The sequence below is a fragment of the Mycobacterium sp. genome, from assembly GCF_019247635.1.
In the GTDB taxonomy this organism is placed as follows: Bacteria; Actinomycetota; Actinomycetes; order Mycobacteriales; family Mycobacteriaceae; genus Mycobacterium.
On record NZ_JAFBAR010000008.1, the window covers coordinates 1 to 21,617 of the forward strand.

Consider the following 21,617-nt stretch of genomic DNA (forward strand, 5'->3'; position numbering starts at 1 on the left):
AACAACTTTGGGCTGGGTAACTCGGGTGTTGGAAACACGGGCATCGGGAACGCGGCCGGTGGAAACACTGGCTTCGGGAATGGCGGGAGCGGTAACACCGGATTTGGGGATGCGGGCGCCGACAACACCGGCTTCTTCAACGCAGGCAGCGCCAACACCGGCTTCTGGAACTCCAGTGACGCCAATACGGGCAACGGGAACTCGGGCGTAGCCAATACCGGTTTCTGGAACTCTGGCAACGCCAATACGGGCTTCGGCAACACCACCAACAGCGGCGCGACCAACTCGGGCTACGACAACACCGGCACCTATGTCTCGGGCTTCGGGAACACGGCCAGCGGCGGCCAGGTTAACAATGGCATCTCGGGCGTTGGCAATAGGGCCTCCGGCGGCGCAGAAAACGTGTCTGTCTCCGGCTTCTTCAACACCTTCACCGCTGGCAATTACATTAACGGTTACGGCTCCGGCATAGGAAACACCGGCCTCGCGCTCAGCCTCCCGGACTTCGGCCTTCCGGGTGCCACTTACAGCGGGTCGACCTCGGGGTTTTTCAACATGGGCAGCGATTTGTCGGGCATCTTCAGCCTCGGCGCACTGTGAGCGAACACCCTTTTCGAACCCGTGCTATCGCGTTTGCGAAACGGCTAAAAGCCGGCCGGGCGGTACTGGAGGCACGAATGAAAACTCCAACGGGTCACAGGCCAGGGCACTGGACGGCTACACCTCAGGCATTGGCAACACCGTAAACATCAGCAGCAACACCTCGTTGTTGAATGGCGGCAACTCAGGCTTCTTCAACACCGGGTCCCTGAACCCTCTCATTACCATTCCTGGCCAAATCGGTGCCAACTCGGGCTTGTTCAATACCGGCACCTTTATCTCGGGCCTCTTCGGCCTCGCTCACCTGTAACACACGCATCACGGGTGCTGGCTGGAAACCGAAATCACCTCTCCGGTCAGGTAACTCGAGTAGTCGCTGGCCAGAAACGCAATGGTGGCCGCGACCTCCCAGGGCTCGGCGGCGCGCCCGAATGCCTCACCGGCCGACAGCCGGTCGAGCAGCTCGGACGACGACGTCTTCTCCAGGAACTTGTGCCGCGCGATGCTCGGCGACACCGCGTTGATGCGCACGCCATACTCTGCGGCTTCGATTGCGCTGCAACGGGTTAGCGCCATCACGCCGGCCTTGGCGGCCGCATAGTGGGACTGCGAGTGCTGCGCCCGCCAGCCCAGCACGCTGGCGTTGTTGACGATCACCCCACCGTGGCGCGCCTCACGGAAGTACCGCAGCACCGCCCGCGTGGCCCGGAACACCGACGTCAGTGTTACGTCCAGGACGCGATCCCACTCCTCGTCGGTCATGTCGGCCACCGGGGTCTGCCCGCCCAGCCCTGCGTTGTTGACCAGCACGTCGATGCGGCCCAGCCGGGCGGTGGCCGACGAGATCAACGCGTCCACCTGTGCGGTGGACGTCACGTCACACACCACGCTCTCGATCCGTCCAAGGCCCAGCCCCGCCAGTTCGTCGGCGGTCTCCCTCAGCCGCCGTTCGTGGTGGTCTGAGACGACGACGTCGGCGCCCTCGGCCAGCGCCCGCCGCGCGGTCGCCGAGCCGATTCCGGTGCCCGCGGCGGCCGTCACGACCACCACCTTGCCTTCCAGAAGTCCGTGTCCGGCAATCTCTTTCGGCACCTCGGACAGACTCATCCCTTAGCCTCTCGGGGTAATCCGAGCACCCGCTCGGCGATGATATTGCGCTGGATCTCGTTGGAACCGCCGTAGATGGTGTCGGCGCGGCTGAACAGAAACAGCCGCTGCCATTCGTTAAACTCACCGTCCGACAACACCACACCCGGCCGCCCGATCACGTCCATCGCCAGCTCGCCCAGATCGCGATGCCAGTTGGCCCACAACAACTTTGACACGTTGTCCTGGCCGGGCTGCTCCACGTCCATGGTCGCCAGGGCGTAGCTGCGCATCGCCCGCAACCCGGTCCACGCCCGGGTCAGCCGCGCGCGAATAACCGGGTCGTCAGCCGCACCGTTGCGCGCAGCGACGTCGGCCAGGTTGGAAAGCTCACGGGCATAGACGATCTGCTGCCCCAGCGTCGAGACGCCGCGTTCGAACGTCAGCGTTCCCATCGCGACCCGCCATCCGTCACCCGGCTGGCCGACGACCAACGAAGCATCGGTGCGAGCGTCGTCGAAGAACACCTCGTTGAACTCCGCAGTGCCGGTGATCTGCACGATCGGGCGGACTTCCACACCGGGTTGGTCAAGCGGCACCAGTAGGTACGACAAGCCGGCATGACGCTTGGAGCCCTTCTCGGTGCGGGCGACGACAAAGCACCACTGCGACAGATGCGCCAGCGATGTCCACACCTTCTGACCGTTGATCACCCATTGGTCGCCGTCGAGCTCGGCGGTGGTCGAGACGTTGGCCAGGTCGCTTCCGGCGCCGGGCTCCGAATACCCCTGGCACCACAACTCGGTCACGTCGAGGATCCGTGGCAGGAACCGCTGTTGCTGCTCGGGCGTTCCAAATGCGATCAGTGTCGGACCCAGCAACTCTTCGCCGAAGTGGTTGATCTTGTCCGGCGCGTCGGCTCGCGCGTATTCCTCGTAGAAGGCCACCCGGTGCGCGGTCGACAGCCCGCGGCCGCCATGCTCGGCCGGCCAGCCCAGGCAGGTCAGACCCGCGGCGGCCAGATGCTGGTTCCATGCCCGACGCTCTTCGAATGCCTCATGCTCGCGCCCCGGCCCGCCAAGACCCTTGAGCGCAGCGAATTCGCCGACCAGATTGTCGGCGAGCCAGTCGCGGACCTCCGCCCGGAACTCCTCGACGTCCTGCATGCCCTAGACGCTAACCTACCAAGCACTTGTTTGGTACCCTGGCGACGATGCGGCGGCGGAGAGGAGGCTCGATGGCCAGCGATCCCCGCACCATTCCCGCGGCGCTGGATCGTTTCGCGCGTCAGCTCCCCGACCATGACGCGCTGATCACCGAGGACCGCTCATTCACCGCGGCCACCCTGCGTGACGAGGTACATCGGGCCGCCTCGGCGCTGATCGGGCTGGGCGTCGCGCCCGGAGACCGGGTGGCGATCTGGTCGCCGAACACCTGGCACTGGGTGGTGGCCTGCCTGGCGATCCACCACGCCGGCGCCGCGATGGTCCCGCTGAACACCCGTTACACCGCGGCCGAAGCCAGCGACATCCTGGCTCGCACCGCCGCGCCGGTGCTGTTCACGGCGGGTCAATTCCTGGGTGCCGACCGCACCGCCAGCCTGGATCGTGCTGCCCTGCCCGCGTTGCGGCACATCGTGCGCATCCCGATCGAGGCGGACGACGGAACCTGGGACGACTTCATCGCGGGCGGCTCCGACCCGCAAGACATCGCCGAGGTCCAACACCGCGCCTCGGCCGTCACGCCCGACGACGTCAGCGACATCCTGTTCACCTCAGGCACCACCGGTCGCAGCAAAGGCGTACTGTGCGCGCATCGGCAATCGCTGGGCGGCTCCGCGTCGTGGGCGGCCAACGGAAAAATCACCAGCGACGACCGCTACCTGTGCATCAACCCGTTCTTCCATAACTTCGGCTACAAGGCCGGCATCCTCGCCTGCATTCAAACCGGCGCGACCCTGATCCCGCATCTCACGTTCGACCCGCTGCGCACGCTGCAGGCCATCGAACAGCACCGGATCACCGTGCTGCCCGGACCTCCGACGATCTATCAGGTGCTGCTCGACCACCCCGCGCGCGCCGACTACGACCTGAGCTCGCTACGGTTCGCGGTGACCGGGGCGGCCACCGTCCCCGTGGTGCTGGTGGAACGCATGCAATCCGAACTCGACATCGACATCGTGTTGACCGCCTACGGCCTGACCGAGGCCAACGGCATGGGAACCATGTGCCGTCCCGAGGACGACGCGGTGACCGTCGCGACCACCTGCGGGCGCCCCTTCGCCGACTTCGAGTTGCGCATCGACGCTGAAAGTCGTTCCGACACAGGTGAAGTCCTGCTGCGCGGGCCGAATGTCATGCTGGGTTACCTCGACGACCCGGAGGCCACCGCCGCCGCGATCGACGCCGACGGCTGGCTGCACACCGGCGACATCGGCACCGTCGACGACACCGGCAACCTGCGCATCACCGACCGACTCAAGGACATGTACATCTGCGGAGGGTTCAATGTCTACCCCGCCGAAATCGAACAGGTGCTGGCCCGGCTGGACGGCGTGGCCGACGCCGCGGTGATCGGGGTTCCCGACGAGCGCCTGGGCGAGGTGGGACGGGCCTTCGTGGTGGCGCGCGCCGGCGCCGGCCTCGATGAGCAAAAGGTGATCGCTTACACCCGTGAGCATTTGGCGAACTTCAAGACGCCACGATCGGTCCGGTTCGTCGAGAAGCTACCGCGCAACGCCGGCGGCAAAGTGCTCAAACCTCAACTGCGGGAGCTTGCCTAGAGATGGACCTAGCATTCGACGACGAGACCCTGGCCTTTCAGGCCGAGGTGCGCGAGTTCCTCGCCGCCAACCAGGAGTCGATACCCACAAAGTCGTACGACAACGCGGACGGCTTTGCCCAGCACCGCCTTTGGGACCGCGTGCTGTTCGACGCGGGACTCTCGGTGATCAACTGGCCGAAGAAGTACGGTGGGCGCGATGCCCCGCTGCTGCACTGGGTGGTGTACGAGGAGGAGTACTTTCGCGCGGGAGCGCCCGGCCGGGCCAGCGCCAACGGCACCTCGATGCTGGCTCCAACACTCTTCGCGCACGGCACCGAGGAACAACTGAACCGCATCCTGCCGAAAATGGCCAGCGGCGAACAGATCTGGGCGCAGGCTTGGTCGGAGCCCGAATCCGGCAGCGACTTGGCGTCACTGCGATCCACCGCAACCAAGACGGACGGCGGCTGGCTGCTCAACGGACAGAAGATCTGGAGCTCACGGGCACCGTTCGCCGACATGGGATTCGGGCTATTCCGCTCCGACCCGTCGGCCGAGCGACACAATGGGCTGACGTATTTCATGTTCGACCTGAAGGCCCAAGGCGTCACAGTTCGGCCGATCGTCCAACTCGGCGGCGACACCGGTTTCGGTGAGATCTTTCTCGACGACGTATTCGTTCCCGACGAGGACGTCATCGGCAGCCCGGACGACGGCTGGCGCGCCGCGATGAGTACGTCGAGCAATGAGCGCGGCATGTCACTGCGCAGCCCGGCACGGTTCCTGGCGGCGGCCGAACGGCTGGTGCGGCTGTGGCAGGACAGTGGCTCTCCCCCGGAGTTCGCCGATCGGGTCGCCGACGGCTGGATCAAAGCACAGGCCTACCGGTTGCAGACGTTCGGCACTGTGACCCGGCTGGCCGCCGGTGGCGAGCTGGGCGCGGAATCGTCGGTGACCAAGGTGTTCTGGTCCGACCTGGACGTGGAGTTGCACCAGACCGCACTGGACATCCGAGGCGCCGACGGCGAACTGGCCGGGCCGTGGACCGAGGGCCTGCTGTTCGCCCTCGGCGGCCCAATCTATGCCGGCACCAACGAAATCCAGCGCAACATCATCTCCGAACGTCTGCTGGGACTGCCCCGGGAGAAGCGCTAATGGAATTTGCCCTCGACGAACAGCAGCGAGACTTCGCGGCCAGCATCGACGCCGCGCTGGCCGCGGCCGACCTGCCCGGCGCGGTCCGAGCGTGGTCGCAAGGCGACACCGCACCGGGCCGCAAGGTGTGGGAGCAGTTGGCCAACCTCGGCGTCACCGCCCTGGCCGTGCCGGAGAAATTCGACGGCATAGCGGCACAGCCGATCGATCTGGTTGTCGCGCTCGAACGCCTGGGACGCTGGTGCGTGCCGGGTCCGGTCACCGAATCCATCGCCGTGGCACCGGTTTTGCTCGCAAGTGACGATCAAGCAGCTCGCAGCGCGGGACTGGCTTCCGGTGAACTTGTCGCGACCGTCGCGCTGCCGCCGGAGGTGCCGCGGGCGGTCGACGCGGACAGCGCGGGGCTGGTGCTGCTGGTGGGTGACGGCATCGTCACCGAAGCTACGGTGGGTGAGTGCCACAACTCCGTCGACCCTAGTCGCCGCCTCTACGACGTAACGGCGACCGGTGACTCGTGGCAGGCAGATACTCAGCGCGCCTACGCGTTTGGTGCATTGGCCACCGCAGCGCAACTCATCGGCGGGGCGCAGGCGCTGCTGGACGGGGCGGTCGAGTACGCCAAGCAGCGATCGCAGTTCGGCCGGGTGATCGGCTCGTATCAGGCGATCAAGCACAAGCTGGCCGACGTGCATATCGCGGTCGAGTTGGCCCGCCCCCTGGTCTACGGCGCGGCCGTGGCTATGGCTGATTACCCGAGCGCGCCCACTCGGGACATCAGTGCCGCCAAGGCGGCCGCATCCGAGGCAGCAATGCTGGCCGCGCGGGCGTCGCTGCAGACCCACGGCGCCATCGGGTTCACCCAGGAGCACGACCTGTCCCTGTTGCTGCTGCGCGTGCAAGCATTACGGTCGTCGTGGGGTACGCCGGAGGTGCATCGGCGGCGGGTGCTGGAGGCACTATGACCGGAATGAGTGCAGAACGCCAGTTGCTGGCCGAAACCGTCGCCGCCCTGGTGACCAAGCACGCCAACCCGGTGGCAGTGCGGGCGGCGATGGACTCCGATCGTGGCTACGACGAATCGCTATGGCAACTGCTGTGCGAGCAGGTCGGCGCGGCCGCGCTGGTGATTCCCGAGGAGCTGGGCGGCGCCGGTGGCGAACTAGCCGACGCCGCAACGGTTTTGCTGGAGCTGGGTCGTGCTCTGGTGCCTTCGCCGCTGTTGGGTACCACTCTGGCGGAGCTGGCTCTGCTGGCCGCACCCGAACCCGACGCCGAGAGCCTGGAAGCACTGGCCTCAGGCAGCTCAATCGGGGCGCTGGTGCTCGACCCCGATTACGTGGTCAATGGGGATATCGCCGACGTTGTCGTCGCCGCCTCCGAGGGGGAGCTCACCCGCTGGATCCGCTTCAAATCGGAGCCGGTCGCCACCATGGACCCCACCCGCAGGCTGGCCCGCGTGCAACCCGATCAGACGAAGCCAATCGGTACCGACCCGGGCCTGGCCGACATCGCCGCCATACTCCTGGCCGCCGAACAGATCGGCGCCGCCGAACGCTGCCTGGATCTCACCGTCGAATACGCCAAGAGCCGGGTGCAATTCGGCCGGCCGATCGGCAGCTTCCAGGCGCTCAAGCACCGGATGGCCGATCTGTACGTCAAGGTCTCGGCCGCCCGCGCCGTCGTCAACGATGCGTGCATCCAGCCCTCCGCAACCGACGCCGCCACGGCGCGGCTGGCCGCCTGCGAGGCGCTCAACGCCGTCGCCGCGGAGGGCATCCAGCTGCACGGCGGCATCGCCATCACCTGGGAGCACGACATGCACCTGTATTTCAAACGCGCGCATGGCAGTACACAACTGCTCGACACGCCGCGAGAACTGCTGCGCCGCCTGGAAGCAAAGGTCTGCCCGGTGGCGCCCGCCCCGTGAACGACCGTGTGGCGCTGCGCGCCGGAATCCCGCCGTTCCATGTGATGGACGTGTGGTTGGCGGCCGCCGAGCGTCAACGCAGCCACGGTGACCTGGTGAACCTCTCGGCGGGCCAGCCCAGCGCGGGTGCGCCGGAGCCGGTACGCGCCGCTGCAGCGTCCGCCCTTCATCTCAATCAGCTGGGTTACACCGTGGCACTGGGCATTCCGGAGCTGCGGGACGCGATCGCCATGGACTATCGGCGCAAGCACGGCATCGACGTCGACCGCAACGCGGTGGTAATCACCACGGGTTCTTCCGGTGGCTTCCTGCTCGCCTTTCTGGCGTGCTTCGACGTGGGCGATCGGGTAGCGATGGCCAGCCCCGGCTACCCGTGTTACCGAAACATACTGTCCGCGTTGGGGTGTGAAGTCGTGGAGCTGCAGTGCGGACCGTCAACCCGGTTCCAACCCACCACCAAAATGCTTGCCGAACTCGATCCGCCGGTACAAGGCATGATCGTCGCCAGCCCGGCCAACCCCACCGGAACCGTGATCCCCCCTGCGGAATTGGGCGCGATTGCGTCGTGGTGTGATGCCGCCGGGGTGCGGCTGATCAGTGACGAGGTGTACCACGGCCTGGTGTACGACGCGGCGCCGCCTACCAGCTGCGCCTGGCAGACCTCACGAAACACCGTGGTGGTCAACAGCTTTTCCAAGTACTATGCGATGACGGGCTGGCGACTGGGCTGGCTGCTGGTGCCGACCGAGTTGCAGCGCGCGGTGGACTGTTTGACGGGTAACTTCACCATCTGCCCACCGGTGCTCTCCCAGTTTGCCGCGGTGTCGGCGTTTACCGCCGAAGCGGTCGCCGAGGCCGACACCAACCTGCGGCACTACACGATCAACCGCTCTCTTCTGCTCGACGGCCTGCGACATATCGGGATCGACCGGCTGGCGCCCACCGACGGTGCATTCTACGTTTATGCCGACATCTCCGACTTCACCTCCGACTCAATGGCGTTCTGCTCAAAGTTGTTGGCGGACACGGGTGTAGCCATTACGCCGGGCATCGATTTCGATACCTCGCACGGTAACTCGTACGTCCGGCTGTCGTTCGCCGGACCGACCAGCGATATCGAAGAAGCCCTGCGCCGAATCGGCCCCTGGCTGCAGCGCCGGTAGAACATGGATCACCCGTTGGGCGGCTGTTAGCCGCCGAGGATCTGTCCGATCCGCAGCTCCAGAGCACGCTGGCCGACATCGTCGATGTTGATTCCGAACCGCTCGCGCAGCGCGCCGACGACCGCGGCCGCGTCGGCGAGAACGATCTTCTCCGTTCCGTCCCGGCGATGGATTGCCAGGTCGCGGCCGGCCAGGTTGATCCGGGCGTCCTCGGTGATCAACGCGGTCATCAAGCTGGTGACAAAGAACGACGACGGGTGGGTCGAGACATACCAACATCCCACTTGCAGGTCGATCTGCGGTTGGGTCTGCGTGGTGAACACGTAGAGGTCCTGCCAGTGCTCGCGGACCAGCGCCTGCAGCACCAGCCCGTCACCGCGGTCTTCGAGGCGGTACGGTTCGTGCGTCGTCGGCTGGACGCTGCCGGTTTCGAGGCGAATGGGTGAGGTCAGGGTCTGGCCCCCGAACCCGACGTCGACGAGGTAGGCGCCGCCGGAGCCCGGAAACGTCACCGCCAGCATGGTGTGGGTCTGTTCCGGTGGCGGGGCAACCGGCTCGCGCATCCAGACCACCCGGCCGGCCAGGCGCCGCACCCCGAATCCGAGTTCCGCCAGCACGGAGCCCATCAACCCGTTCTGTTCGTAGCAGTAGCCGCCGCGGCGCCGGCGTACCAGCTTGTCGGTCAGAGCTTCCGGGCTGAGGTCGAAGACAGGTGTGCCCAGCAGCGGATCCAGGTTCTCGAACGGAATGGTCCCGGTGTGAGCGGTCATCAGACCCTGCAGCACCTCCAGGGTTGGCTCGGTGCCGCCGCGGTAGTTGACGCGATCGAAATATCCGGCGAGATCAACTGACATAGGGCCATTCTGGCCCCGCGTTTCTCGGCGCCGCCTCCGAGCTTGTTTTATTTCCGTCAAATACGGGGATTCGGACCTAACCACGGAATACGGATACACCAATTGGAGCTCATGATGAGTACCAGCACTATCGTCTGGATTGTCGCCGCCGCAGTAGTAGCGATCCTGCTGATTGCCGGGTTGGTCATCTTGGCCGCTAGAGCGACGAAGCGGCGCCGCCAGCGGCAGGCCGAGGAGATCCGGGAGCAGGCCAGATTAGAGACCGCCAGGGTGGAACGGCGTGAAGCCCTCGCTCAGGAGACGGCCGCCAAAGCCCGTGCCGCGCAGGCCGAAGCCGAGGCCAAGGCCGCCGAGGCCGCTCGATTGCAGGAGCGAGCGGCCAATCACCAGAGCGAAGCGGCAACGTCGCGTGAGCAGCTTGACGAGCAGTGGCATCGTGCCGACAGCATCGATCCGAAAACCAGGAATCAGCAGCGCGAGAGCACTGATACCGAGCAGCTGTCGACGGACACCGCGTGGAGCCAGGAGTCCGGTGAGCCGGCGACCAGCCCGGAGGCCGCCCGCTAGGCAGACCGACTCAGCCGCCGCGAGTGAACCTCGCGGCGGCTGATGTCGGCTGATGTCGATGTTTCAAATGTTTCTTGCCGCAGCGCGGCTTTGGCGGGCGATCTGCTGTTCACGCGCGTACAGGATGCCGAAGGTGAAACCGTTCTCGCCGTCGGTGGTTCCGGCCGCCACCGCCATCCGGCGAAGCGTTTCGATGGCGACCATCGTGTCCTGATGGTCGCCGAGCACGCTCTGTATCTCCTTGTAGTGCTTGGCCGTTCGCTTCATCCGCTTGTCAAACGGCCGGCACAGCTCGGCGGCGTAACGGGCACGCTTAGCGGCTTTACGCGCGCGGTGAAGCACGGCGTCGTCTCCGGATTCAAGCGCCGCGGCCAGCCGCCGGTCGGCCTTCCGCCCGGCGCGTCGCGTTTTGTTTCTCAGCGCGCTCACGGCAATGTCGCGGTCGACGGGCGGTTGCAGGCGCCAATGGCACAGCGTCGCCATGACGGTCAGATAACGCTCGGACTCCATCGCCTCGCTGACCTGAGTCCGCGCGGGAAATTCGACGGCTTGCAGGTCCTGGCGGATCCGCGACTGGACCGGACCAAGGATCAACTTGTCGGGGACGTCCTGTAACGCTTCGGTGAAACGGCGTCGTTGGACCTGGCAATCGCGAACGGCGCCAAGCAATCCCGCGAACCACTTGAGTTCACCCTCCAGCGTGTCGACCGAGGGATCGTCGAACTGGTTGCCAAATACTCGTAGCGTGCTGCGCAATCGCCGGATCGCCACACGGGTGTCGTGAATGGGATCCCGCCCGCGGCGCAGCGCAATGTCGCCCGCGATCACCTGATCGATCTGTGCGTTCAGGTAAGCGACGAGCGCCCGAGAGCCCGGCGTTGCGGGCTTGGGTGTGGCTGCTGGCGGGCAGGCACGAGCGAGTCGCGACGAGTAGCGGACCGGTCGGGCCCCTCCGGAACGCAGCCGCTTGGCGAACCGCTTGGCGAGCGAGGAAGCACCGGATTCAACTTTGATCTCACGCCACGCCAGCAGACGCTCACCGACCGATGCGCGGACGCGATCATCATCGACCTCGACGCACCTTTGCGGTGTGCCGATCCGGTGGTGTTCGCGCACGGTGTGAATCTTGGCGAGGGTTTCGATCGGCTTGCGCAGCGTGACGCCGGTGAGCAGGGCGATGGCCTCGGCAGGTGGATCGTCGGAAGGCAGCCAACGCAATTCAGCCGGCCCGTGACCGTCGGGAATCTTTAGCAGCCAACCGGTTTCGCGGTCGCCGTCGCGGCGGCGCAGCTCGATCCCGTGCGCCCGCAGATCCTGGTCGGCAGTGTCGTAGTAGACGTTCGTCATGTCGATGGTGTCGTGTTGGGCTTCGCTGTTGTCAACCAGGTCTTCCAGCGTCGGCAGTACGAATTGATCATCGATGTCCCACTTGTCTCGCATATTGAACGCATTGCCAAAAACGCCGTCACCAAACGTCGGCACGCCGTCACCAAACGTCGGCACGCCGTCGCACACTGGTGCGACGCGGTTGTGCCACGAAGTCGAAAAAGTTATTGGCCCACCCAGGCCAGGGCTGATGCCGGAATCGTGAAGCGACTGCCGTGAACGACTCGAAGCGATTAGAGCCAGGTGTCCTGTGTGGTCGTCGTGAGGAAGGCTTCCAGGTCGTCGCGCCACTGTGCGGGTGTCGTCTTGTCCGGCTCGATACCGGTGTAGTCGCCGCGGTAGAAAAGCAGCGGCCGCGGCTTGATCTTGGGCGCCTCCGACAGCGACTGAACCGCGCCGAACACCACGAAGTGATCACCGCCGTCGTGCACGGACGCCACCGTGCAGTCGATGTACGCCAGCGAACTGTCGATGATTGGCGAGCCAAGCTCCGAAGGGTGCCAGTCGATTCCGGCAAACTTGTCGGGCTCCTTCGAACCAAACCTCGCCGAGACCGGCTTTTGCTTCTCTGTCAGCACGTTGACGCAGAACCGCCCGCTGGCCTCGATGGCTTTCCACGATCGCGACACCTTGGTCGGGCAGAACAGCACCAGCGGCGGGTCCAGCGACAGGGCCGCGAACGACTGGCACGCAAAGCCGATCGGCACGTCGTCGTGCACCGTGGTGATGATGGTGATCCCGGTGCAGAACTGACCCAGCACGCTGCGGAAGGTACGTGGGTCGAGCGACGCGGCAGACATGGCTAGCCGCGCATGCCTACCGTGAAGTCGTGGCCCCACAGACTGACCGCGGTGCTCTCCCGGGCGATCCACTCGCCATCGTCGACGGTTCGCCCCTCGCAACCGAATTCGACGTCGAACCCACCGGGTGTCTTCATATAGAACGACAGCATCAGGTCGTTGACGTGACGGCCCAGCGAGGCCGACATCGGCACCTTGCGGCGCAGTGCCCGGTCCAGACACAGGCCCACGTCGTCCGCGTTTTCGGCTTCGACCATAAGGTGCACGATGCCGCTGGGCGTCGGCAACGGCAGAAACGCCAACGAATGGTGACGGGGGTTGCAGCCAAAGAAGCGCAGCCATGCCGGCGCCCCATCGGCGGGTCGCCCGACGACCTGTGGGGGCATCCGCATCGAGTCGCGCAGCCTGAAGCCCAGTACGTCCCGGTAGAAGTGCAGCGCCTCGTCGTCGTCGCGGGTGGTCAGCACTACGTGCCCGAGGCCCTGCTCAGCGGTGACGAACTTGTGCCCGTAGGGACTCACCACGCGGCGGTGCTCCAACGCGGCACCGTGGAAGACGGCCAGCGGGTTGCCCGACGGGTCGGAGAACTGGATCATCTCGTCCACTCTGCGTTCCGCCAGGTCGGCGGCGGTGGCTTCCTTGTAGGGCGTGCCCTCGATGTCGAGTCGGTTCCGGATCTCCTGCAGGCCTTCGGCATTCGCGCATTCCCAGCCCGCTTCGGCCAGCTTGTCCTGCTCGCCGGGCACGATCACCATCCGGGCCGGGAAGTCATCCATCCGCAGATAAAGCGCGCCCTCGGTGTTGCCGCTACCCTCCACCATGCCAAGGACTTTCAGGCCGTACTCACGCCACGCGGCCATATCGGTGGCCTCGATGCGCAGATAACCCAGCGACCGGATGCTCATCTCGCGCCTCCCAGGAAGTCTATGGTCAGCCTGTTGAATTCGTCGAACTTCTCGACTTGGGCCCAATGTCCACATTGCCCGAAGACGTGTAGCTGCGCGCGGGGTATGGTCTTCAGCGCCACCAGCGCGCCGTCCAACGGATTGACCCGGTCCTCGCGTCCCCAGATCAGCAGCACCGGCTGTCGCAGCTTGTACACCTCGCGCCACATCATCCCAAGCTCGAAATCGGCTCCGGAGAACGACATTCCCATCGCCCGGGTCGCCGTCAGCGACTCCGGCGTGCTGGCCAGCTCGAAACGCTGGTCTATCAATTCGGGAGTGATCAGCTTCTGGTCGTAGACCATCACCCGCAGGAACGCCTCGAGATTCTCCCGGGTGGGCTCGACGGAGAACTTCCCCAGTCGTTTGACGCCCTCCGTGGGATCGGGCGCGAACAGGTTGACGCTCAACCCGCCCGGCCCCATCAGCACCAGCTTGCCGGCCAGGTCCGGGTAGTCGAGTGCGAACCGCACCGCGGTGCCTCCGCCTAGCGAATTGCCCACCAGCGGAACACGTCCCAGACCCAGCTGGTCGAAGAGGCCTTTGAGGGCGCTTGCCGCATAGTGGTTGAACTGCCCATGCTCGGCGCGCTTGTCGGAGTGCCCGTAACCGGGCTGGTCGACGGCGAGCACATGAAACCGCTGGGCCAGCACCGGGATATTGCGCGAGAAGTTTGTCCAGCTCGCCGCGCCCGGTCCGCCACCGTGCAGCAGCACCACGGTCTGATCGTTGCCGACGCCGGCCTCGTGGTAATGCAGTTTCAGCGGTCCGCCCAAGGCCGGGCCGTCGACCACTGCGAAGCGCGAGGTCGACTCGAACGTCAGCTCCTCGGTGGCAGTCATCAGACCATTGTGTCCGCGGGTGGCAACCCGAATTCGTGGTTTCCGAAGATCAGGTATGCGCGCTCCGGGTCGTTGGCCGCGTGTACCCGGCCCGCGTGCGCGTCGCGCCAAAACCGTTGCACCGGTTGGTCATTGCCCAAAGCAGTGGCACCCGACGCCTCGAACAGCCGGTCGACCGAAGCGATCGCACGCCCGGTGGCGCGCACCTGGTCGCGGCGGGCGCGGGCGCGCAATTCGAACGGGATCTCCTTGCCCGCCGCCAATAGCGCGTACTCGTCGCCGACGTTGCCGATCAGCTGGCGCCAGGCCGCGTCGATGTCGCTGGCCGCCTCTGCGATACGGATCTTGGCGAACGGGTCGTCCTTGGCTTTCTCGCCGGCGAACGCCGCCCGCACCCGCTTGCCCTGATGCTCGACGTGCGCGTCGTAAGCGCCGTAGGCCATACCCACGATGGGCGCCGAGATGGTGGTGGGGTGCACGGTGCCCCACGGCATCTTGTAAACCGGCGCGGCGTTGGTCTGGTAGCCACCGGCAGTCCCGTCGTTCATCGCCTTGTAGGACAGGAACCGGTGCCGGGGCACGAAGACATCCTTGACCACGAGCGTGTTGCTGCCGGTGCCGCGCAGCCCGACAACGTGCCACACGTCGTCGATCTCGTACTCGCTACGCGGGATCAGAAAGCTACCGAAGTCCACAGGCCGGCCGTCCTTGATGACCGGACCACCCACAAACGTCCAGGTGGCGTGATCGCAGCCTGATGACCAGTTCCAGGAGCCGTTGACCAGGTACCCGCCGTCGACCACGGCGCCGGCGCCCATCGGCGCGTACGACGACGAGATCCGCGTCCTGGTGTCCTCGCCCCACACCTCTTCTTGGGCCCGTTGGTCGAACAAAGCCAGATGCCAGTTGTGCACGCCGATGATGGAGCTCACCCAACCGGTCGAACCGCACGCGCTGGCCAGCCGCCGCACCGCCTCGTAGAACAGCGTGGGATCACATTGCAGGCCACCCCATTGCTCGGGCTGTAGCAGTGTGAAGAAGCCGACCTCATCGAGCGCATCGACCGTCTCGGCGGGCAGCCGGCGCAGGTCCTCGGTCGCCTGGGCACGGTCCCGAATCTGGGGAAGCAGATCATCGATCCCAGCCAACACCGATTGAGCATCACGCTGTTGAATGGACGTCACTTATGTTTGCCTCCTGGGAGTACGGACTTACACAGCAGACTAGAACACGTTCCGATTTGTGTCGAGCAGGGTAATCCTGCGGCTGGTAGCGGCGTGAATTGGGTTTTCTGTAACATGTTCTAGTTGCCAGCGAAGAGAGGGCGGGTCGTTGACCGAGGGCATTCCCGACGAGCCACTGGGCGACCATGTCCTTGAGCTGCAAATCGCGGAGGTCGTCGCCGAGACCGACGACGCGCGGTCACTGGTGCTCGCGGTGCCGGATGCGTCCGGCGACCCCGCGATCCCGCCGGAGCGGCTGCGCTACGCACCCGGCCAATTCCTGACGCTGCGCGTGCCGAGCGATCGCACCGGTTCGGTGGCCCGCTGCTATTCGTTGTGCAGCTCGCCGTCCACCGACGAGGCCCTCACCGTCACCGTCAAGCGAACCGCGGACGGTTACGCCTCGAACTGGCTGTGCGAGCACGCGCACCCGGGCATGCGCATCCACGTACTGGCTCCGTCGGGCAATTTCGTACCCAAGTCACTCGACGACAACTTCCTGCTGCTGGCCGCGGGCAGCGGGATCACCCCGATCATGTCGATCTGCAAATCGGCGCTCGCCGAAGGCGGCGGCCAGGTCGCCCTGCTCTACGCCAATCGCGACGACCGCTCGGTGATCTTTCGCGACGCATTGCTCGAGCTGGCCGCCAAGTATCCCGACCGGCTCACGATCGTGCACTGGCTGGAATCGCTGCAGGGGCTGCCCGACGCCGCCGCACTGGCGAAGCTGGCCGCTTCCTACACAGATCGGCAGGCGTTCATCTGCGGGCCCGGCCCGTTCATGGAAGCCGCGCGCGAAGCCCTCGAGACGCTGAAAGTGCCTGCGCCGCAAATACATATCGAAATCTTTAAATCGCTGGAATCCGATCCGTTCGCGGCGGTCAAGATTGCCGACACCGCAGAGGGCGACGAGGCGCCGGCCACCGCGGTGGTCGAACTCGACGGTGAAACCCACACCGTGTCCTGGCCGCGTAGCGCCAAGCTGCTCGACGTGCTGCTGGCCAAGGGCCTCGACGCACCGTTTTCGTGCCGGGAGGGTCACTGTGGTGCCTGCGCCTGCACCATGCGCAGCGGCAAAGTGACGATGGAGGTCAACGATGTGCTCGAGCAGCAGGACCTCGACGACGGGCTAATTCTGGCCTGTCAATCTCACCCGGAATCTGATTCGGTAGAAGTGACCTACGACGAGTAGTCGCCGGGTTATGTTCACCCTTGAGTCGGGCTCGGGAAGGGGACCATGATGAAGCGCCTGGTATCGCGTCTGCCGGCGGTCGGAGGCCTCGTCGCGTCGATGCTCATGTTCGTGTCGACGCCGGCCTCCCTGGCGGCCAGCAACACCGCGACCACCCTGTTTCCGCTGGACGGCCCCAACCAGCTGGAGACGCACACCTTCCTCAATTGCTTCAAAGCCGACGGCCACTGCGATTTCGTCGCCGGGGCGGACATGCAGACACCTGACGGTGTCACCGGGTTCCCGCCCAGCCTGTGGGCCCGCCAAACCACCGAAATCCGATCGACCAACCGGATGGCGTACCTGGACGCCCACGCCGCCGGACAGTACGAGAGGATCAACAAAGCGATGGGATCCGACGAGATAACCACCGTCTATTTCGGTGAGGGACCGCCGGATAAGTACCAGACGACGGGTCGGATCGACTCGACCGATTGGTCGACGGGCCAGCCCAAGACCGACGTCAACGTCATCGTCTGCACCCACGTGCAGGTGGTCTACACGGGCGTCAACATCACCTCGCCCAGCACCTGCGCGCAGACGACGTTCTCCTAAGTCTCGTCGCCGAGATTGCCGCCAGGGCTGCGATTTTCGGAAATCAACGACCACCACGGCAATTTCGCTAGATCGCCGCCGGACTCATCCGCCCGTCTTCGGCGCACCCTCCACCCCGGACAACACGGCCGCCAGGTTGTACCCCGACATCCGCAGCGTCGTGTGATCGCCCGTGCCGTCGTCGCGGGCATACTCTGCGTGCCCGCTGGCGCCGGTGCGGTGCTCGCTGAGGCGCATCGGGTCGGCGCCGCCGGTCGTCGACAGCTGCGTGATGCCGGGCATCTCGTTGGGGGTGTCGCCGAACCACTGATCGTGGTCGCCGCTGCCGAATACCCAGTTAAGCGGGGGCCCTAGGAACGGAATTGCGTCCAACACGACCGGTAGGCGCTGAACCCACCCGATGGCGTCGCCGGGAGCCTGCTCGTAATAGGCCTGCCCACCGGGCGCCAAGTGCAGATCGCTCACCTGACCCAGTTCCAGCCCGGGCGATCCGTAGAAGACGACGTTACGCACCGGGGCGCCCTGTTGCAGGGCCAGGCTGGTGACCAGCGAGCCATAGGAATGGCCGAACGCGGTGATCTCCTGGTGGTGGCTTTCGCTGGTGACCGCCAACCCGGTGAAGAAGCTGCTCAGGTGGGGGGCCGCCGAGCGGGCCAGGCCGTCGCCCAGGACTCTGAGGTCGCCCATGTGGGCGGGCGGCTCGTAACCTACCCACGCGATGGTGGCCACCGAATTCGGGTCCGGGTCACCCGCCCTGCCGAGGATGCTCACGGTGGTTTCGCGAAGGTTCGTAGCCTCGTCGGTCATGGCGGCCAGGCTGTCTGCGTTTGTGGCTACACCGCCCGTGGTGACCCCGACGTGCGTGGCCCGGTCGACATCCCCGATCCCGATCGCGCTGAGCACGTGAGGCGAATTAGATTGCGTGTCAAGCAGAATCAGCGTGCGGCGATCCTTGCGCGGGACGCTCCGCGGCGACCCGTCCGGGTTCTTCGGGTACAGCGTCGTCTGGATTGCGAGCAGATCGTTGTATCGCGTCGAAGCGTTGGCGAGTGCCGCCACCGGGTCAGCGTGGGTTCCGGGAGGCGGTTCGCCGCGCGTATGCACGTATTGCCAGTAAACGGCTTCGTCGTGGGTAGCCGTGTCTAGCGACGCTTTGGCCGCCGCGATCTCACGGGGTAGCCGGATCCGGTTGGCGGCGTCGCGGATATCGGTCGGAATCCCATCCCGGTCGAGCGCGCCGGGTTGCAGCCGTATGCAGTCGACCTGTTGTTGCGGCGTGAGAGCGTCCCACCAGCGCTTGACATCCGCCGGCGGCGCCGAACCGGGCGGTGATGGCGGCATCGGCGGCGTTCGCGTCGGCGCGCCGGATGGTCCGCCGGGGGCGGTCCCGTCGGCGATCTCGATCGCGGCGGCCAGATCGTGGTCGGCCGCGTCAGCGTCGTCCAACAGTTGCGCGATACGACCCGGCAGCTCAGCCGTGACGGATTGTTGATGCCGCATCTGGCTGACCGTCAGCACCGCGGTCTTCCGGGTAAGCGCCCCGGTGCGACTGTCGATGGTGATGAACGCCTGATCGGCGTCGGCCCGGACCTGCGCCAGCCGGTACTTCAGGTCGGCGATCTCGGCCGACGCCCTTTGCGCCGCCTCGGCCACCCTCCTGCACAGCTCGCCGTGGTCGACCAGGGTGATTTTGGCCAGATGCGCCGAGTCTCGGGCCGCGTCGGCGGCCCGGCCCTCCCACGGCAGGAAAGACAGCAGGTCGCCAACGGTATTGCCGGCGGTCTCGGCGCCCTCGGCGCGCGCCGTCGCCGCGGCGAATACCTGATCGATAGCCGCCGCGTCCCAGGTGTCGATATCAGCCAACGTGAGTGTCATCGATATGGATCAGACGTTGGGCGCAGGCGCCCCGATCCATCTCGACAAACGTCACCGCCGCGGCATCCAGACCGTCGTGGTGAGCATTCAGCATCGCGTGCTGTGCGGCCGCCGCCGATTGCCAGCGGTCCAGCATCGCCGATAAGGCTGAGGCGGAGCGGCCAACCCAGCCGGCCTCGGCGTCCCACGCCTGCGACTGCGTGGCCGCGTAGACGGCGGCCAGCTGCTCATGCTGCCCGCGTCCCGCTGCGGCGGCACCCCAAACCAGTTCCGGGACAACGCCAAGACGTCCGCCGCGCATGGACCGCGATGGTACGAGACCCCCGACGGCCCCACAATTCAGTTAATGGGTCAGTTAGCGCGGCAGCCCCAACAGCCGCTCGGCGGCCAAGGTGAGCAGGATCTGCTCGGTACCGCCGGCGATCGTCAGGCAGCGACTGTTGAGGAAGTCGTAGACCGCGTGGCTGTCGACGGCGCCGGCGCCCTCGGAGATGTCCATGGTCATTTCGGCTAACGCCTGCCGGTAGCGAACTCCGATGAGTTTGCGGACGCTGGATTGCGCGCCCGGGTCCTGACCGCCGACGGCAAGTTGGGCGATGCGTTGATCGAGCAGCGCGCCGGCCTGGGCGAGGACGATCAGGCGCGCCAGCCGGTCCTGCTCGGCGACGTCGAAGTCGATCTCGCCGACGAGCTTGAGCAGGTCCTCCATCGGGTTGCCCAGCGCGGTGCCGGATGCCATCGCGATCCGCTCATTGGCCAGCGTGGTCCGCGCCAGCCGCCAACCGTCGTTCACCGTGCCCACGATCATCTCGTCGGGAACGAACACGTTGTCCAGGAACACCTCGTTGAACAGCGAGTGGCCGGTCATCTCACGCAGTGGTCGGATCTCGATTCCGGGCGATTTCATGTCCACCAGGAAGTAGGTGATGCCTTTGTGCTTGGGAGCATTTTGGTCCGTTCTCGCCAGACACACGCCCCAACGCGCCTTATGCGCGGCCGACGTCCACACCTTCTGCCCGGTGAGCAGCCAACCACCGTCACCGCGCACCGCTTTGGTGCGCAGGGACGCCAGGTCGGATCCGGCCCCCGGCTCGGAAAACAGTTGGCACCAAAGGAAGTCGCCGCGGACGGTGGCTGGGACGAAGCGCTCGATCTGTTCGGGTGTGCCGTGCTCGAGGATGGTCGGCGCTGCCCACCAGCCGATCACCAGGTCCGGCCGCGCCACCCCGGCCGCCGCCAACTCCTGATCGATCAACAGCTGCTGGGCGGGTGTGGCGCCGCGGCCGTAGGGCGGCGGCCAGTGCGGCGCCTGCAGGCCGGTCTCGGCCAGGGCCACTTGCCGCTTCTCCTCGGGCAGCGCGGCGATCTGCGCGACGGCCGCAGCGATCTCCGGTCGCTGCCCCTCCACCTCAGTGAGGTCGATACCCAGCTGGCGCCGAACGCCGTCCTGAGTCAGCGCCGTGACGCGGCGCAGCCAGCGTTCCACGCCTCCGAGGAACTGACCGGTGCCGTGGGCACGGCGCAGGTACAGATGCGCGTCGTGTTCCCAGGTGCAACCGATGCCACCGAGCACCTGGATGCAGTCTTTGGCGTTCGCCTTTGCCGCGGCGATGCCGATGCTCGCGGCCGTGGCCGCCGCGATCGACAGCTGCTGGGCGTCTGAATCTCCCGCGGCGCGGGCCGCATCTGCGGCGGCCACCTCGGCCTGCTCGGCGCGGCACAACATCTCCGCGCACAGGTGCTTGATGGCCTGAAAGCTGCCGATCGGCTTGCCGAACTGTTCGCGCACCTTGGCGTAGGCAACCGCGGTATCCAGCGCCCATCGCGTCACGCCGGCCGCCTCGGCCGCCAGCACGGTAGCCGCCAGGTCCTCGACCCGCCGGCCCGCCGCGGCCAGGGCGGTCGCCGGCGCCGACTGCAAGCTCACCCGGGCCAAGGGCCGGGAAAAATCGGTGGCCTTCAGCGGTTCTACCGACACGCCGTCGCTGGTGGCGTCGACCAGCAGCCAACCCCCGTCGGAGGGAAGCAACAGCACACCGCCAGCCGCAGCGCCGTGCACCCACGGCGCGGTGCCCGACGCGCGCGACGCTGCGGCGTCAAAGTGGATGTCAGCGCTTAGAGCTGCCCCGGCGGAGAGTTCGCCCGAAGCGAGCGCGGCCAACAATTCAGGGTCGTCGACGACGAGGGTACCCAGCGCGGTGGTCGCGACGGGCCCCGGAACCAGTGCCTTGGCGGCCTCTTCGACCATTGCGCAGAGATCCTCGATGCTGCCGCCCGCGCCACCGTGCTGCTCCGGCACTGCGACGCCGAACAACCCCAGCTCGGCCAGTCCGGCGAAGACTGGTCGCCACGCGTCCGCATCCCCTCGTTCGACGCTGCGGGTCGCCGCACTGCAGGCCGTACTTTGAGCCCAGTCGCGCACCAACTCCCGCGCTGCGAACTGTTCGTCGGTGACGGTCGCTACCACGTGTGAGTCCTTCGCCTCGTCGAGATCACAGGTCCGATTCCTCCTCGGGTTACTGCGCAACCCGCATCGTCATCCGACTCGTCCTGATTGTCCGATTCCTCCTCGGGTTACTGCGCAACCCGCATCGTCATCGGACTAGAACGTGTTCTAATAGTGCAATAGATCCAGCGTCAAGTCGA

At 66.0% G+C, this 21,617-nt stretch carries 19 protein-coding genes and 1 pseudogene; 9 read left to right on the forward strand and 11 right to left on the reverse strand.

The window, feature by feature from the left end; genetic code table 11:
- Positions 1 to 600, forward strand: a pseudogene (locus JO236_RS01030) (pentapeptide repeat-containing protein); the annotation flags it as partial.
- 318 nt (positions 601 to 918) lie between these two features.
- On the opposite strand, the gene ipdF reads toward JO236_RS01030, so the two are convergent.
- Positions 919 to 1,707, reverse strand: coding sequence for a (5R,7aS)-5-hydroxy-7a-methyl-1-oxo-2,3,5,6,7,7a-hexahydro-1H-indene-carboxyl-CoA reductase (gene ipdF, locus JO236_RS01035; RefSeq protein ID WP_293323518.1), 789 nt, complete (start codon positions 1,705 to 1,707; stop codon positions 919 to 921).
- Positions 1,704 to 2,852: an acyl-CoA dehydrogenase IpdE1 gene (ipdE1, locus tag JO236_RS01040; protein ID WP_293323520.1), complete on the reverse strand. Its 1,149-nt coding sequence runs from the start codon at positions 2,850 to 2,852 to the stop codon at positions 1,704 to 1,706. Before ipdE1 ends, ipdF begins: the two co-directional genes overlap by 4 nt.
- A gap of 71 nt (positions 2,853 to 2,923) precedes the next feature.
- Here ipdE1 and fadD3 point away from each other — a divergent pair, with 71 nt between their 5' ends.
- The 5 genes from fadD3 to JO236_RS01065 are packed head-to-tail and all read left to right on the forward strand — an operon-like array spanning position 2,924 to position 8,694.
- On the forward strand, positions 2,924 to 4,468 hold the full coding sequence (gene fadD3 / locus JO236_RS01045; RefSeq protein ID WP_293323523.1) for a 3-((3aS,4S,7aS)-7a-methyl-1,5-dioxo-octahydro-1H-inden-4-yl)propanoate--CoA ligase FadD3: 1,545 nt from the start codon (positions 2,924 to 2,926) through the stop codon (positions 4,466 to 4,468).
- A 2-nt stretch (positions 4,469 to 4,470) separates the two neighbouring features.
- Positions 4,471 to 5,604 carry an acyl-CoA dehydrogenase family protein gene (locus JO236_RS01050; RefSeq protein WP_293323525.1) on the forward strand — a complete coding sequence of 378 codons (1,134 nt, stop codon included), beginning with the start codon at positions 4,471 to 4,473 and terminating at the stop codon, positions 5,602 to 5,604.
- Entirely contained in the window at positions 5,604 to 6,566 is a 963-nt protein-coding gene (locus JO236_RS01055; protein WP_293323527.1) for an acyl-CoA dehydrogenase, read from the forward strand. The genes JO236_RS01050 and JO236_RS01055 overlap by 1 nt, the downstream gene beginning before the upstream one ends.
- 5 nt (positions 6,567 to 6,571) lie before the next feature.
- Positions 6,572 to 7,531, forward strand: a complete 960-nt coding sequence (locus JO236_RS01060; RefSeq protein ID WP_293323530.1) for an acyl-CoA dehydrogenase family protein — start codon at positions 6,572 to 6,574, stop codon at positions 7,529 to 7,531.
- Complete coding sequence (locus tag JO236_RS01065) at positions 7,528 to 8,694, forward strand: pyridoxal phosphate-dependent aminotransferase (protein ID WP_293323533.1); 1,167 nt, start codon at positions 7,528 to 7,530, stop codon at positions 8,692 to 8,694. The genes JO236_RS01060 and JO236_RS01065 overlap by 4 nt, the downstream gene beginning before the upstream one ends.
- 26 nt (positions 8,695 to 8,720) lie before the next feature.
- On the opposite strand, the gene JO236_RS01070 is transcribed toward JO236_RS01065, so the two are convergent.
- Complete coding sequence (locus tag JO236_RS01070) at positions 8,721 to 9,548, reverse strand: arylamine N-acetyltransferase family protein (protein WP_293323536.1); 828 nt, start codon at positions 9,546 to 9,548, stop codon at positions 8,721 to 8,723.
- A gap of 114 nt (positions 9,549 to 9,662) precedes the next feature.
- On the opposite strand from JO236_RS01070, the gene JO236_RS01075 reads away from it, so the two are divergent.
- Positions 9,663 to 10,115: a hypothetical protein gene (locus JO236_RS01075; RefSeq protein WP_293323539.1), complete on the forward strand. Its 453-nt coding sequence runs from the start codon at positions 9,663 to 9,665 to the stop codon at positions 10,113 to 10,115.
- 63 nt (positions 10,116 to 10,178) lie between these two features.
- On the opposite strand, the gene JO236_RS01080 is transcribed toward JO236_RS01075, so the two are convergent.
- From JO236_RS01080 to hsaA, 5 genes are all read right to left on the reverse strand, one after another.
- A complete protein-coding gene (locus JO236_RS01080) occupies positions 10,179 to 11,618 on the reverse strand; it encodes a CYTH and CHAD domain-containing protein (protein WP_293323542.1) in 1,440 nt (479 codons plus the stop codon).
- A gap of 116 nt (positions 11,619 to 11,734) precedes the next feature.
- Positions 11,735 to 12,301 (reverse strand): 3-hydroxy-9,10-secoandrosta-1,3,5(10)-triene-9,17-dione monooxygenase reductase subunit, encoded by a 567-nt coding sequence (gene hsaB / locus JO236_RS01085; RefSeq protein ID WP_293323544.1) that lies wholly within the window; start codon positions 12,299 to 12,301, stop codon positions 11,735 to 11,737.
- Between the two features lie 2 nt (positions 12,302 to 12,303).
- Positions 12,304 to 13,206: an iron-dependent extradiol dioxygenase HsaC gene (gene hsaC, locus JO236_RS01090; protein WP_293323547.1), complete on the reverse strand. Its 903-nt coding sequence runs from the start codon at positions 13,204 to 13,206 to the stop codon at positions 12,304 to 12,306.
- A complete protein-coding gene (gene hsaD, locus JO236_RS01095; RefSeq protein WP_293323550.1) occupies positions 13,203 to 14,087 on the reverse strand; it encodes a 4,5:9,10-diseco-3-hydroxy-5,9,17-trioxoandrosta-1(10),2-diene-4-oate hydrolase in 885 nt (294 codons plus the stop codon). The genes hsaC and hsaD overlap by 4 nt, the downstream gene beginning before the upstream one ends.
- Entirely contained in the window at positions 14,087 to 15,271 is a 1,185-nt protein-coding gene (hsaA, locus tag JO236_RS01100) for a 3-hydroxy-9,10-secoandrosta-1,3,5(10)-triene-9,17-dione monooxygenase oxygenase subunit (protein ID WP_293323553.1), read from the reverse strand. The genes hsaD and hsaA overlap by 1 nt, the downstream gene beginning before the upstream one ends.
- Positions 15,272 to 15,419: 148 nt before the next feature.
- On the opposite strand from hsaA, the gene JO236_RS01105 reads away from it, so the two are divergent.
- Both JO236_RS01105 and JO236_RS01110 read left to right on the forward strand, forming a co-directional pair.
- Positions 15,420 to 16,502, forward strand: a complete 1,083-nt coding sequence (locus JO236_RS01105; RefSeq protein ID WP_293323556.1) for a ferredoxin--NADP reductase — start codon at positions 15,420 to 15,422, stop codon at positions 16,500 to 16,502.
- A gap of 48 nt (positions 16,503 to 16,550) precedes the next feature.
- Positions 16,551 to 17,096 (forward strand): hypothetical protein, encoded by a 546-nt coding sequence (locus JO236_RS01110; protein WP_416362126.1) that lies wholly within the window; start codon positions 16,551 to 16,553, stop codon positions 17,094 to 17,096.
- 84 nt (positions 17,097 to 17,180) lie between these two features.
- Here JO236_RS01110 and JO236_RS01115 read toward each other — a convergent pair whose 3' ends face one another.
- Genes JO236_RS01115 through JO236_RS01125 form a run of 3 tightly spaced genes read right to left on the reverse strand, consistent with a single transcriptional unit; the run spans position 17,181 to position 21,438 of the window.
- Entirely contained in the window at positions 17,181 to 18,971 is a 1,791-nt protein-coding gene (locus tag JO236_RS01115; protein WP_293323559.1) for an alpha/beta hydrolase, read from the reverse strand.
- Positions 18,952 to 19,272, reverse strand: a complete 321-nt coding sequence (locus JO236_RS01120) for a WXG100 family type VII secretion target (protein WP_293323562.1) — start codon at positions 19,270 to 19,272, stop codon at positions 18,952 to 18,954. The genes JO236_RS01115 and JO236_RS01120 overlap by 20 nt, the downstream gene beginning before the upstream one ends.
- Positions 19,273 to 19,326: 54 nt before the next feature.
- Positions 19,327 to 21,438: an acyl-CoA dehydrogenase gene (locus JO236_RS01125; protein WP_293323565.1), complete on the reverse strand. Its 2,112-nt coding sequence runs from the start codon at positions 21,436 to 21,438 to the stop codon at positions 19,327 to 19,329.
- Positions 21,439 to 21,617: the final 179 nt, after the last annotated feature.

Coding starts and splice junctions, on each gene's coding strand:
- hsaB (WP_293323544.1), bottom strand. CDS start 12,301: ATGTCTGCCGCGTCGCTCGACCCACGTACCTTCCGCAGCGTGCTGGGT.
- JO236_RS01115 (WP_293323559.1), bottom strand. CDS start 18,971: ATGACACTCACGTTGGCTGATATCGACACCTGGGACGCGGCGGCTATC.
- hsaC (WP_293323547.1), bottom strand. CDS start 13,206: ATGAGCATCCGGTCGCTGGGTTATCTGCGCATCGAGGCCACCGATATG.
- JO236_RS01050 (WP_293323525.1), top strand. CDS start 4,471: ATGGACCTAGCATTCGACGACGAGACCCTGGCCTTTCAGGCCGAGGTG.
- JO236_RS01075 (WP_293323539.1), top strand. CDS start 9,663: ATGAGTACCAGCACTATCGTCTGGATTGTCGCCGCCGCAGTAGTAGCG.
- fadD3 (WP_293323523.1), top strand. CDS start 2,924: ATGGCCAGCGATCCCCGCACCATTCCCGCGGCGCTGGATCGTTTCGCG.
- JO236_RS01120 (WP_293323562.1), bottom strand. CDS start 19,272: ATGCGCGGCGGACGTCTTGGCGTTGTCCCGGAACTGGTTTGGGGTGCC.
- JO236_RS01060 (WP_293323530.1), top strand. CDS start 6,572: ATGAGTGCAGAACGCCAGTTGCTGGCCGAAACCGTCGCCGCCCTGGTG.
- hsaD (WP_293323550.1), bottom strand. CDS start 14,087: ATGACTGCCACCGAGGAGCTGACGTTCGAGTCGACCTCGCGCTTCGCA.
- ipdE1 (WP_293323520.1), bottom strand. CDS start 2,852: ATGCAGGACGTCGAGGAGTTCCGGGCGGAGGTCCGCGACTGGCTCGCC.
- ipdF (WP_293323518.1), bottom strand. CDS start 1,707: ATGAGTCTGTCCGAGGTGCCGAAAGAGATTGCCGGACACGGACTTCTG.
- JO236_RS01110 (WP_416362126.1), top strand. CDS start 16,551: ATGAAGCGCCTGGTATCGCGTCTGCCGGCGGTCGGAGGCCTCGTCGCG.
- JO236_RS01055 (WP_293323527.1), top strand. CDS start 5,604: ATGGAATTTGCCCTCGACGAACAGCAGCGAGACTTCGCGGCCAGCATC.
- JO236_RS01070 (WP_293323536.1), bottom strand. CDS start 9,548: ATGTCAGTTGATCTCGCCGGATATTTCGATCGCGTCAACTACCGCGGC.